This window comes from Pedosphaera parvula Ellin514 (genome assembly GCF_000172555.1).
GTDB lineage: Bacteria > Verrucomicrobiota > Verrucomicrobiia > Limisphaerales > Pedosphaeraceae > Pedosphaera.
Genome location: NZ_ABOX02000004.1, coordinates 182,199 through 194,777, shown reverse-complemented (window position 1 = coordinate 194,777; position 12,579 = coordinate 182,199). Strand labels below are relative to the sequence as shown.

Annotated in this window: 7 protein-coding genes and 1 pseudogene; 1 reads left to right on the top strand and 7 read right to left on the bottom strand. The window is 53.8% G+C overall.

Annotated features, from left to right (window positions below):
- Positions 1-682: 682 nt before the first annotated feature.
- Positions 683-1,762 (bottom strand): hypothetical protein, encoded by a 1,080-nt coding sequence (locus tag CFLAV_RS04675; RefSeq protein WP_150107271.1) that lies wholly within the window; start codon positions 1,760-1,762, stop codon positions 683-685.
- Between the two features lie 156 nt (positions 1,763-1,918).
- On the opposite strand from CFLAV_RS04675, the gene CFLAV_RS04670 reads away from it, so the two are divergent.
- On the top strand, positions 1,919-2,242 hold the full coding sequence (locus CFLAV_RS04670; RefSeq protein WP_150107270.1) for a hypothetical protein: 324 nt from the start codon (positions 1,919-1,921) through the stop codon (positions 2,240-2,242).
- A gap of 36 nt (positions 2,243-2,278) precedes the next feature.
- Here the strand turns inward: CFLAV_RS04670 and CFLAV_RS04665 are convergent, their stop codons facing one another.
- The 6 genes and pseudogenes from CFLAV_RS04665 to dnaK all read right to left on the bottom strand — a co-directional run bounded on the left by CFLAV_RS04665 (position 2,279) and on the right by dnaK (position 12,487).
- Positions 2,279-3,112, bottom strand: a complete 834-nt coding sequence (locus CFLAV_RS04665) for an aldo/keto reductase (RefSeq protein WP_085998860.1) — start codon at positions 3,110-3,112, stop codon at positions 2,279-2,281.
- Positions 3,084-4,838, bottom strand: a complete 1,755-nt coding sequence (locus tag CFLAV_RS04660; protein WP_007413482.1) for an FAD-dependent oxidoreductase — start codon at positions 4,836-4,838, stop codon at positions 3,084-3,086. Before CFLAV_RS04660 ends, CFLAV_RS04665 begins: the two co-directional genes overlap by 29 nt.
- Positions 4,839-4,857: 19 nt before the next feature.
- Positions 4,858-5,910: a quinone oxidoreductase family protein gene (locus CFLAV_RS04655; RefSeq protein WP_007413481.1), complete on the bottom strand. Its 1,053-nt coding sequence runs from the start codon at positions 5,908-5,910 to the stop codon at positions 4,858-4,860.
- 167 nt (positions 5,911-6,077) lie between these two features.
- Positions 6,078-7,685: an FAD-dependent oxidoreductase gene (locus tag CFLAV_RS04650; protein WP_007413479.1), complete on the bottom strand. Its 1,608-nt coding sequence runs from the start codon at positions 7,683-7,685 to the stop codon at positions 6,078-6,080.
- Positions 7,686-7,840: 155 nt separating this feature from the next.
- A pseudogene (clpB, locus tag CFLAV_RS04645) lies at positions 7,841-10,476 on the bottom strand (ATP-dependent chaperone ClpB).
- A 67-nt stretch (positions 10,477-10,543) separates the two neighbouring features.
- Positions 10,544-12,487, bottom strand: coding sequence for a molecular chaperone DnaK (gene dnaK / locus CFLAV_RS04640; RefSeq protein ID WP_007413476.1), 1,944 nt, complete (start codon positions 12,485-12,487; stop codon positions 10,544-10,546).
- Positions 12,488-12,579: the final 92 nt, after the last annotated feature.

Below are 12,579 nucleotides of genomic sequence, written 5' to 3'. Positions count from 1 at the left end.
GACACTTCGGGCGCTATTGCCCTTTCTCGCGGGGTGGTTTGACTGCGAATCTTTCAAGTTGAACAACATATTTTCATCTCCTTGTTTACGCCGTTGATAGTAGAGTCTTTTCAGACTCGCACTAGGAGAAATTGTCTTCAAAACGAAAGTATAATATCACTTAATACTGTCCTTCCGGGCGCTCTCCAAACAAGCCCCAGTGATGCATTGGGACTGTGTGTCAACTGCATCAGATTCCTTCAACTGACTTTCAATTCCTGTTCCAAACTGCTTTCATTTCAAATCACAAACCATTACTGCATGAATAGCCGCTACGCTAATTCTGTCCGGACTCCATTCAAATTATAAAACCCTTTTTAACGGCATCATTGCGTTTGTCGCTGGCGACTCTCCTTGCCTGTCTCTTTTGTCCCTTTGCTTCTGCTCCTCTCGCTACAAACTCCCGGAATTCCCTCCTGGTCAAGTTCGATGGCCAGTCAGGCTCCGACCTCGCGCTCTGGCTTGAAACCTCCCTGAAACGCGTTTTTCCCATGTCATCCATCATCAACTTTTCATCCAACCCTTCAGTAAACCGCAATCATTTCCTTAGCCATGCCCGCAGGCGCCTGGCATTCAATATAACCACGCTTCGGAGTATTGCTGCCGACGGCCTGAATGAGAAACCATGCCTTGTTAGGCGACTCTACTCTGCCTGCTCTTTCAACAGTTGCTTTTGCAGCATTGCCTGACTCCGGCCGGCCGCCATTAATTCCTTGCAAAATGCGTTGTACCGTTCCAACGCATCGTGGTCTTCGATTAACACGTTCTTTTTGTCGCTCCTATAATTCCATTTTCCCCAGTTGGTATCGAGAATATCCAGCATGCTCAAGGTTGTGTTGCCGATCCGCGTATCCAGCTCCCGGATCTTGACCACGGTGGTCCGAAGATACTGCTTACCTCTAAATCCTCGGAGGCAGGATTCCGCCGTTCGTTCAGACACGTGCAGCTTTTCCAATTCTTCCTTCAGTGGAGCCTCACCTTTCATTATAAATAACTTGAACTCTTCATTTGCGATCAGGAATTTGACCACCGCCTTCCGCTTCACATCCAAATCCTCCTTCTCTTTCACCTCACTCATGTTCAATACTGACGGGTGCAGGATTGGGTTTGCCGCGTCGGTATATTGCTTGGTCAGAATCTGTAATTGTTTCAAATATGCACTGGAAGCATTTAACACGAGTGCATCATCGCCCTTCAAATCTTGTGCGGCATTCTCCATGCTCTTTTGGAATTTTTGCAGCCGGTCGGACGCAGACCTGGTTCCGGTGCCGGCTTCAAATGCCTTTTTGGTATCGGCCTGCAGTTGCCTCTCTGACTCCTGCACGTTTGCCATTACCTTCTGTTTATGCACTCGTTCCTTGATTGCATATACAACTGGGAGACCCAATACCAAAAGAGCGATGAGGGCCGCATTAATCAGCAACCCCGCCAAAGCCCGGCCAAAAACTCCGCGCTCGTTATTCCTCAATGCCACGATTGCCGATATCAATCCGGTAAGAATCAGCAAACCACCAAAGCTCAAGACCAGAAATTTGCCCTTCTGCGCCCACTCGCTTGCGGAGGGCACCAGGCCATACAAGGATGCAGTGAGTATCAGAGCCAGCATCGGTGCCCACACGCTCAATGTGGCTGCCTTTTGTTCAAATAATGAATTGAGAGAAGCTTGAATTTGCGATGGCAGCGGCGGGGGCTGCTTCGGCGTGTTCTCATTTAATGGTGGCATTTCATCCATGCCCACATTTCACCTGACCATACAATAAATGGCAACCATTTCCTCCTCGACTCGCAGAAGCCACATTTGTAGATTTTCCGCCGCAGAGCAGAAGTTCTTATTCATCATAACGACAAAAGCTGACCCAAACGCAGCCATCAATAACCCATGAGCGACCATCAGAATGCAACGTCTTCGATGCCTCAGACACCTCCGTCTGTCCCGACCGGTTACTGGTGCCCGCGTTGTGGCGGCAAGCTGAAGCGCGAGGCCAGTCGAGGTCCGGGCATGCTCTTTGGACTCATTGGAGCTTTGATTGCGTCCGCTTTCAGTCCGCTGAAATGTCAAAAGTGCGGCCCCATTCCCACCAACCAACTGCACGCTGACGTCCGGCGCAAATACCGCACGAACTCCATTCTCATGGTCACCGCTGCCGTGGTCGTTGTTATTACCGCTGTCGTAGTGCTAAGCATCTTTAAGCGTGATCACTGAAACTCTTCGCCTTGATCGAAGCGTCAGTTTCCACCATCAAATCATCTCCAGTGGAACAGGCCTGGAGGGTGGGGGAAATAAGCGGTCCAGCTCGGCAAGCTGTGCCTTGGTGAGATGATGCTCCAGTGCTCCCAGATTCTCGATCAAATGCTCGCGCTGGCTCGCTTTGGGGATAACAATGACATCCGTTTTGGCGAGCAGCCAAGCGAGTGCTACCTGTGCCGGCGTCATCTCGTAACGCTCCGCGAATTGAACGAGTTTTTGATTGGTCACCAGTTGCGAACGCTCAATCGGTGAATAGGCCATGATCGGAACGCGACGTTCACGCAGCCACGGCAACAGGTCCCATTCAATGCCCCGTCGTGTGAGATTGTAGAGCACCTGGTCAGTCTGTACATCCGTACCTACGGGAATCGACCACAACTCCTCCATGTCCGTGATGTCAAAGTTGCTCACTCCGTAGGCAAGAATTTTGCCAGCGTGCCGCAATTCCTTGAAAGCCTCCACGGTTTCCAGCAGCGGCACTTCTCCGCGCCAATGCAACAGATAAAGATCAATCCGATCGGTGCCCAGCCGCCGCAGACTGCTGTCGCAAAACTTGGACATCCGTCTCCGCGAGGCATTTTGTGGCAGAACCTTGTCCACCAGGAATACCTCGTCACGCCGCCCTTCGATGGCTTCACCCACCAGTTTCTCGGAACGGCCTTCGCCATACATCTCGGCGGTATCGATTAAGGTGGCCCCCATGTCCAGTCCCAGTCGAAGCGTGGCCAGTTCCTCGGCATGTGTTGCCGGGTCTTCTCCCATATACCAGGTGCCCAGGCCAAATGCCGGCACGCGTTTACCTGATGGCAACTTCACGGTGTTGATGCTCGCGGTCTTCATAGGTAGAAATTTCAGTTTTACGTTCGCTTGCTGAAGGTTGTTGGCTGGTCATCTGCTTTTGACTGCCCGCGAGGAATTGGTGAACAAACTGCACCGCCATGGACCCTTCTCCGACTGCCGAAGCCACGCGTTTGATCGAGCCGAGTCGCACATCTCCCGCGGCAAATATTCCCGGCACAGTCGTCTCCAGCATATAAGGCTGGCGCTGCAATGACCAGGCTCCGGATTCTGCAACCTGTTGACCCGTTTCCACAAATCCCTTGTCATCCAGCCGGATCGTGGGCGGCACCCAGGTCGTGTGCGGCACCGCACCGATGAAAACAAAGACAGCCGGACAGCCAATCGTTTCCGTTTCGTGGGTTTTATTATTCGTCAAATCCACAGCGGCAAGCGACTTGTCACCATGCAATCCGGTAACCTCTGTGTTGCGATGCACTTCTATGTTGGGCGTTTGCTCGATGCGACGCACCAAATAATACGACATGTTTTTTCCTAGCTTGTCCCCACGAATTACCAACAGCACTTTGCTGGCCTGTTCGGAAAGAAAAACCGCCGCCTGACCGGCAGAATTTCCCCCGCCAACCACCACCACTTGGGCCTGGCGACACAATGGAGCTTCCACTGCGGTGGCAGCATGGTACACTCCGGCACCTTCAAATTTGTCAAAATTGGGAAGATTTAGCTTTCGATAGTATGCCCCCGAGGCAATGAGCACGCATTTTGTTAATACCTCCTCGCCGCTGTCCATGCGCAATTTGTGATATCCGCTCTCACTCTCCAGCCCGGCTACTTCCGCCGGAGTCGATAATATCGTGCCAAACTTCTCGGCCTGAATCACGGCTCTATCAGCCAGATCAATCCCTGAAAGACCTTCTGGAAAGCCCATGTAATTTTCGATTTTTGAACTGGTCCCCGCTTGTCCTCCTGGTCCCACCCGGTCGAGGAGCAATGTCTTCAAACCCTCCGAAGCCCCGTACACGGCAGCCGCCAGTCCCGCCGGCCCCGCCCCAATGATCACGAGATCGTAGGTCGTCTGTTCAATTGGTTTTCGAATTCCGAGGCAATCCGCCAACTCGGCGTTGGAAGGATTGCGCAGGAGCTTATCGTTGCCGCAGACAACCACCGGCGTTTGATCGGCGGTGATCTTGAACCGTGCCAGCAGCGCCTCCATTTGCGGATCGCTCTCCAGGTCAAGCCAGTTAAACGGGATTTTGTTTTTCGCCAGAAACTCGCAAATCCGATGTGTGTCCTTGGAATAGCGCGAGCCGATGACGCGTAAAGCCCCCAAACCAAACTCCTCAATCAACTGTCTGCGCATGAGAAAGGCCCGGAGCAGGGTATCGCCTATGCGTGGCAGATCACTCAGGACACGCTTCAGGTCGTCCGCGGAAACTTCGTACACTTCACAATCAGATTGAGCAATGGCACTCACGGCTGATGGCCGGCCAGCCAGAAGTTCAACATCGCCGGTGAATTGTCCGGGCCCAAGCACCGTAACTGGCTCTTTCTTCTCGGAAACAGGATCAACGATGGCGACTTCACCCTCTTTGATCACGAAGAATCTGAGTTCGCGTTCACCTGCAGCCAGCAGGGTCTCTCCTGCGTGAAACTCTTTGCACTTGGCAACCCTGGCCAATTCCTGGATTTGTGCGTCGTCCAGCTTGGGACAGGCAGCTTCGATGTTGGAAAATGCTATTGGGTGAGATTTCATGGGAATGCCAGCCGTTGAGTTACTTGATTTCGAGCACGATTCTGCCCAGGACATGACCCTTCTCGAGACGTTGGTGAGCCTTCGCAGCCTGTGCCAATGGGTAAATCGCTGCAATGGGCACGCGGAGCCGGGCTTCCTCCACCGCGCGGTCCAGACGTTCGGACTCCCTCCGACCTGCTGCTGCATCGTAGGCGAGCACCCGGACGTTTTTCCTTTGCTTTGGTTCGGGTTCAACACCGTTCGGATGTGCCACCCTTCCTCCCGGGCGCACGAGATCGATGCATCGCTCAAGCATATTCCCACCCGCGAGAGCAAGAACCGCATTGATTCCGCCAGGTGCCAGCGCCTTGAGCTGTTCCACGGCGTTTTTACTTCGCGGATCAAATACGCCAGTAGCGCCAAGGCGGCGAACGAGTTTTGTTGCTTCACTTCCTGATGCAGTTCCCAATACCTTAGCGCCCCGGCGCTTCGCAAATTGCACTGCCAGCGTGCCCACCGCGCCGGATGCACCAAAGATCAACACCGTCTCGCCCTTTCGAACCCGCAAATGGTCGTCGATCCCCTGAAGCGCAGTTAGCCCGGTCACAGCTGAAGCACCAGCATGCAAAAAATCCAATCGCCGCGGCAGGCGTCCGACATGCTCAGCGTCTACTGCCGCATACTCGGCATAGAATCCACCTTTCGGATTGATGAATTCATAGGCCCATACCCGGTCGCCCTCGCGAAAACGTCTTACACGCACTCCTTTCGTAACCACAATTCCCGCGCCGTCTGATCCAAGAACCAGTGGAAACTTGGGACGTCCCTGCGGCCACCATCCTCCCCGTATGTCCCCGTCCCATACGCCAATGCCGGCTGCACGCAGTGCAATGAGCACTTCGCCCGGCCCGGGCTTGGGCATCGGCAGCATATGCAGTTTTAAAACCGATGGCGGACCAAACTTATCGATGGCGGCCGCCTTCATTGTGGTCTTCTTCTCCTCGATTCGTGATTTGGCGGCTTGCCGTGCGCGCTTTTTTGGTTGCGAAAGCCGTCTGACAGCGCCCACCGCTGAAATGTCATCCTTGTTCATATTTCTCCTTCCTCTTCGTCGCTTCAGAATCCTTTATTCACACGAGCGGATAAACACGGCTGAACCAATGCTTCAATTTTCTCCACACTTCATGGCGAAGATCATCCAACTCTAAATAAATTTCATAATCTTTAATTTCAGGCTCAACCATGGTTCGAGAAAGTCAATCAGGTGTTTGCCTCCCATTGAAGCGTGCGGCAGTTGAGGGTTTGAGCCAGGGCATCTCGAAGGGGGCCAAGAGCTGGAGAGATTTGCGTGAACACATTTTTTCCCATTACCAGCACTTCCACGGAAGTCCGTGCCCTCACGGAAGTGATGCGCGGCTCGGTATTAAGCAGCGATTTTTCTCCGAAGAACGAGCCGGGTCCAAGCACCGCTAACGCCGCATGCTCAGGATCCTTTGCTGCCCCATCGAGCACTTCCACTTCCCCGTGCGTGACCACATAGAAGTCTGTTCGTGGTTCACCCTGTTGAAAGATAAAATCTCCCGGCTGATAGCGCGTTCGCGTGACGCGGTCCGTTTGACGGTCACGCAGATGCGAGAGATCTCGCGGGAATAGGAGCAGCAGAAACCAATCGAGCCCAACCTGAAAGCGCCTGGCCCACGTCGGGAGCTTGAACAGGTAGACGCCCCGCCAGACAAACCATGCGGCGAACCCGGCCAAATCATGGCCAAATATTTCCGCCACGGCGGAATGGCCGCCAATGGAACAGAGTTCCCCGAGCGGCTTGAAGGAAAACGGTTTCGTCTCCCGGTTGTTCAACACCCTGATGATATTGTGTGCACACTGCGTGCCCTGGCGTTCCGCAAACTGGCCTGTTGGCGGTGACGGTCGGCCATCATGGCCATTGATGATCTGGGCGCAATCGCCGACGGCCCATACATTGGACCAGTCGCGCAGGCGCATGTCTGGCCTGGTTGCCAGGCGGCCATTCTCCTTCGCCGTCGTGAGGGCTTCGACGATTGACGTTGGCGAGTTGCCTATCGTGCAAACGATGGTGCCGCCTTTTAAGAACTCGCCGTCTTTTAGAACCACGCCTTCGGGCGATGCCAGCTTGACACATGTGTCAAGCATGACTTTGACACCTCTTTGCTCCATTTTCCTGCGGGTGAACTCGCGTAGACGGGAACCGATTTCCGGCAGAATCTGGTGGCGGGAATGAATCAAAATGACCTTCACATCCTGCGCGCGGACGTTTTGAAAATAGCGCGTGCTGCTGCGGACAAGATCATTGATTTCACCGGCAACTTCCACACCGCTGTATCCACCGCCTACCACGATGAAGGTGAGATGCCACCGCCGCCGCTCCGGGTCGGCGCAAACTTCAGCCTTCTCCATTTCCTCCATGATGTGCGAGCGCAGTGTTATGGCGTCACCGACGTTCTTCAGGGGAAAGGCATGATCCGCCATGCCGGGCACGACATGAAGATTCGCCATGCTGCCACACGCAACAACCAGGTGGTCGTAACGCATTCGACCAGGTTGGCAGTCCTCCGCCAGGTATTCGATTTCATTCCTTGGTGGGTCAATGTTCTGCACCTCCTCGGTTCGGCAAAAGACACGCGGCAACAACTGGCGCAATGGCACTACAACATCAAGCGGATTTACGGAGGAACCAACAGCCTCCGCCAATAGCGGGCTGAAGACGAGATGATTCTCACGGTTGAAAAGCACCACCTCTGTATGGTCGAGCGACAGTTCACGGCTTAATGTTTTGGCACACTTCACTCCGCCGAAGCCACCGCCAACTATGATAATCCGATTTTTGCTCATCCTGTTCGGTTTCTATCTCCTCTCCCGGGCCGTATGAGGAGATCATTAATTTCTTTCGATCCTCATGCAGTCGGTGACATACGTTGCGAATCGGTTGACAGACGAGGGTTGGATATGGCCGGCAACCGTTTCGCCAGATGCGCCTTCCGAAAAGTTCAGGCAGCTTCCCTGATATGTTCATGCAACGGATGGGAAGTAAAGACCAGTTCGTTCTTCTCAAGATCCACCAGCACATGACTGTTTTCGTGAACCTCTCCCGCTAGTAACTTGCGTGCGAGGGCTGTCTCGATCGTTCGTTGCAAAAACCTTTTCAGTGGACGCGCACCATACACCGGATCAAATCCTGATCGTGCGATGAACTCTTTGGCGGCGTCGGTCAATTCCAACTCGATGTGTCGTTCAGCCAATCGTTCACGCACCAGCTTCAGTTGCAGCTCGACCACTCTTTCAATTTCTGCCAGCGTCAGTGGCTTGAAGAGGACAATTTCATCCACGCGATTGAGGAATTCAGGACGAAAATGATCCCGCACTTCGGCCATCACCTGCTTTCGAACACGCTCTGGAATGGTTCCTGTCTCCGTCGCGTGTTGCGTCAGGTACGGGCTGCCAATGTTGGACGTCATGATGATGATGGTGTTCCTGAAATCCACCGTCCGACCATGGCTGTCAGTCAACCGGCCTTCATCCAACACTTGCAATAAAATGTTAAAGACATCGTGGTGGGCCTTTTCAATTTCATCAAAGAGAATGACGCTATACGGCTTGCGCCGGACGGCTTCAGTCAGTTGACCGCCTTCTTCATAACCTACATATCCGGGCGGCGCACCAATCAGCCGGGCCACCGCATGCTTCTCCATGTATTCACTCATGTCGATGCGGACCATGTTCTCCTCGCTGTCGAACATCGTTTCTGCCAGGGCGCGGGCCAACTCGGTTTTTCCGACGCCAGTAGGGCCCAGGAAGATGAATGAACCAATCGGACGTTTGGGATCTTTCAAACCGGAGCGGGCGCGAATTACCGCATCGGTCACAGCTTGCACGGCTTCATCCTGGCCAATAACCCGCCCATGAAGAATCTTGGTCCAGACGCAGCAACTTGTCCTGTTTCTCCTTCCACCAATCGCGCAATGGGAATGCCCGTCCAGCGCGCCACGATTTCAGCCACCTCTTCAGGAGTCACTTCCTCGCGGAGCAGTTGCGGACCTCCTCTTTGTTGCATTCTTGTCTCGGCAGTTTTGAGCTGTTTCTCCAATTGCGGAAGCCGGCCGTATTTTAGTTCTGCCACCCGGCCCAGCTCCCCGCTGCGTTGTGCCACCTCAATTTCATGACGCACTGACTCGAGCTCCTCGCGAAGCTTGCGGATTTCAGTGATGGCTTTTTTCTCGTTCTCCCACTCCGCCCGCAAGGAGTCTCGGTTGGATTTCAGATCGGCCAATTCCTTTTCTATCGCAGCCAGACGCTCCCGCGAGGACTGGTCCTTTTCCTTGCGCAAGGCTTCGCGCTCCACTTCGAGCTGCATGATCCGTCGTTCAAGCCCTTCGAGCTCTTCCGGCATGCTTTCGATTTCGGTGCGGAGTTTGGCCGCTGCTTCGTCAATCAGATCAATCGCCTTGTCCGGTAGATAACGGTCGGTGATATAGCGGTGCGAGAGTTGGGCCGCGGCGACCAGAGCGGCATCTTGAATGCGTACGCCATGATGGATTTCGTATCGTTCGCGCAACCCGCGCAAAATGGAAATGGTGTCTTCGACCGTGGGCTCGTTGACCTGCACAGGTTGGAACCGGCGTTCGAGCGCGGCATCCTTTTCAATGTACTTTCGATATTCATCCAATGTGGTGGCCCCGATGCAATGCAGTTCCCCGCGAGCCAATGGCGGTTTGAGCATGTTGCTGGCATCCATGGACCCTTCCGATGCCCCGGCACCCACGACGGTGTGGATTTCGTCGATGAACAGGATGACCCGGCCCTCCGCCCCAACAACTTCGTGCAAAACCGCTTTAAGGCGTTCTTCGAATTCCCCGCGGTATTTGGCACCAGCGATCAGAGACCCCATATCGAGGGCCACGATGCTCTTGTCTTTAAGACTTTCCGGGACATCGCCACTCACTATCCTTTGAGCCAAACCCTCGACAATCGCCGTTTTGCCCACTCCTGGCTCACCGATCAGCACTGGGTTGTTTTTGGACCGCCGCGAAAGGACCTGAATGCAACGGCGGATTTCAGCATCACGGCCGATGACTGGATCGAGTTTGTTTTGTTGCGCCATTTGGGTCAGGTCACGACCGTACTTGCGCAGTGCCTCGTAAGTGGCCTCAGGATTGGCGCTGGTCACACGTTGATTGCCGCGTACTGAGGATAACGCTTTTAAGAATTCGTCGCGGCGAATTTTGAATTCCTTGAAAATCTTTCCGATGGGTGAACTGGCCGGCTCGGCAGTCATGGCCAGAACGATATGTTCGACACTTACGTACTCATCGCGAAGTTTCTTCGCTTCGTCCTGCGCCTTCGTGAGCAATTTATTCAACCGGGCGGTAACATACAACCCGGGTGCGGCGCTGGTATCACCTGTCACCTGAGGTATTCGGGTAAGTTCCTCTTCCAATCTTGCCCGGATCACATCCACCGGAGCCTGCATCATTTCCAATAGCCGAGGCACTAATCCGTTCTCCTGTTGGATAAGCGCCAAAGCAACGTGCTCGACATCCACGGCCTGGTGTTGGTTCCGGCTTGCGATGTTTTGCGCCTCCTGCAAGCCTTGCTGTGCCTTCTCGGTAAACTTATTTAAGTCCATAACAACCTCAACTCAGGACCGGTGCGGCTTCAAAGAGTTGCCTGCTCGGTGAAAAGCCTGGCCGGGTTCAACTCTTATTACCTTTGTCATCCACAACCTCAGCCTCCAGCACATCGCCTTCCTCGGGCTTGGCTCCTTGTTCAGTGCCCGCTCTTCCTCCCGGTTGTGCACCGGCACCTTGACCAGCCTCAGTTCGGCCTGACGCGGCGTGATAAAGATCAGCGGAAACAGCCTGCATGACTTCATTCAGTTTGTCAGTTGCGCTCTTCATCGCCGAGGTGTCACTGCCCTTGAGCGCTTCCTTGGCCGACTGAGTGGCTTCCTCCAGCTTGCGCTTATCCTCCTCCGAAATTTTGTCCGCATTGTCCCGCAACATTTTTTCTGCACGGTAGGCAACCGCATCGGCTTCATTGCGCGATTCAATTTCCTCCTTCCGTTTCCGGTCCTCATCGGCATGCATTTCGGCATCCTGCTGCATTTTGGAAATTTCTTCCTTTGAAAGCCCACTGCTGGCAGTGATGGTGATCTTCTGTTCCTTCCCAGTGCCAAGATCCTTGGCGCTCACGTGTAAAATGCCATTGGCATCGATATCGAAGGCGACTTCGATTTGCGGCACACCGCGTGGGGCAGGGGGAATATCAGTCAATTGGAATTTCCCAATGGTCTTGTTATCCTTCGCCAAAGGTCGTTCCCCTTGCAATACGTGTACCTCCACGCCCGGTTGATTGTCCGTTGCAGTGGAAAAAATTTCCGATTTACGAGTCGGGATCGTACTATTGCGCTCGATCAACCTGGTGGTTACGCCGCCAAGCGTTTCAATGCCGAGTGAAAGCGGTGTCACATCCAGCAGCAACACGCCCTTTACGTCTCCCTGAAGCACGCCGCCCTGAATGGCAGCGCCAATCGCAACCACTTCATCGGGATTGACACCTTGGTGCGGTGGTTTGTTAACGAGTGAACGAGCGATCTCAACCACGCGTGGCATCCGGGTCATGCCGCCTACCAGAACCAGTTCATCCACGTCATTTGGAGTGAGATCGGCATCTTTCAAGCACTGTTTTACCGGTGGTTTCGTCCGCTCAAAAAGGTCCTCGCAAAGCTGCTCCAATTTTGCGCGGGTCAGTTTCATGCTGATATGTTTGGGACCGCTGGCATCCGCGGTTATGAAGGGAAGATTAATCTCGTATTCAAGTGTGCTGGATAGGGCGATTTTAGCCTTTTCCGCCTCCTCTTTAATGCGCTGCACCGCATCCGGTTGATTACGCAAATCCATTCCCTGGTCTCGTTTAAACTCGTCGAGGATCCAGTTCATGATGCGATTGTCCCAGTCGTCACCTCCCAGGTGGGTATCGCCATTGGTAGCCTTGACTTCAAAAACCCCGTCGCCGATCTCCAACGCCGAGATATCAAACGTGCCGCCTCCCAGATCATACACGGCGATTTCCTCGTCCTTCTTTTTATCCAGGCCGTAAGCCAGTGAAGCTGCAGTGGGTTCGTTGATGATGCGTTGAACGTCTAGTCCCGCGATGCGCCCGGCATCCTTGGTGGCCTGTCGTTGGGAATCGTTGAAATATGCTGGAACCGTGATAACTGCCTGGGAAAGCTTTTCCCCCAGGCGGGTTTCCGCATCGGCTTTAAGCTTGGACAGAATCATTGCCGAGATTTCCGGTGGGCTGAATTGCTTGGGCTTGCCGTCAATCATGACTTCGACGGCGGCATCGCCGTTGTTTGCCCGGACGACCTTGTAGGGGACCATTTTGATTTCCCCCTGGACTTCATCAAATTTTCGGCCCATGAATCGCTTGATGGAGTAAATGGTGTTGCGCGAGTTGGTCACTGCCTGTCGCTTGGCTGCATCCCCTACGATGCGTTCGCCTGTTTTGGTGAACGCAACCACTGATGGAGTAACACGCCTCCCTTCGGAGTTGTCCAAAACGAGGGGTTCGCCGCCTTCCATCACGGCGACGCAGGAATTGGTGGTGCCTAAATCAATACCGAGAACTTTTGCCATAAAAATCCTTTGGGCTGTTTCTGTTTACTACTAACTTTTGATTTCAGGTCTCCTTCTAAATAAACCGTACGCCTGCGGTTCGGCACTGTCCA

Excerpts from the sequence above, each read along its gene's own strand:
- CFLAV_RS04675 (WP_150107271.1), bottom strand. The coding sequence starts at position 1,762 with ATGCCACCATTAAATGAGAACACGCCGAAGCAGCCCCCGCCGCTGCCA.
- CFLAV_RS04650 (WP_007413479.1), bottom strand. The coding sequence starts at position 7,685 with ATGAGCAAAAATCGGATTATCATAGTTGGCGGTGGCTTCGGCGGAGTG.
- dnaK (WP_007413476.1), bottom strand. The coding sequence starts at position 12,487 with ATGGCAAAAGTTCTCGGTATTGATTTAGGCACCACCAATTCCTGCGTC.
- CFLAV_RS04660 (WP_007413482.1), bottom strand. The coding sequence starts at position 4,838 with ATGAAATCTCACCCAATAGCATTTTCCAACATCGAAGCTGCCTGTCCC.
- CFLAV_RS04655 (WP_007413481.1), bottom strand. The coding sequence starts at position 5,910 with ATGAACAAGGATGACATTTCAGCGGTGGGCGCTGTCAGACGGCTTTCG.
- CFLAV_RS04670 (WP_150107270.1), top strand. The coding sequence starts at position 1,919 with ATGAGCGACCATCAGAATGCAACGTCTTCGATGCCTCAGACACCTCCG.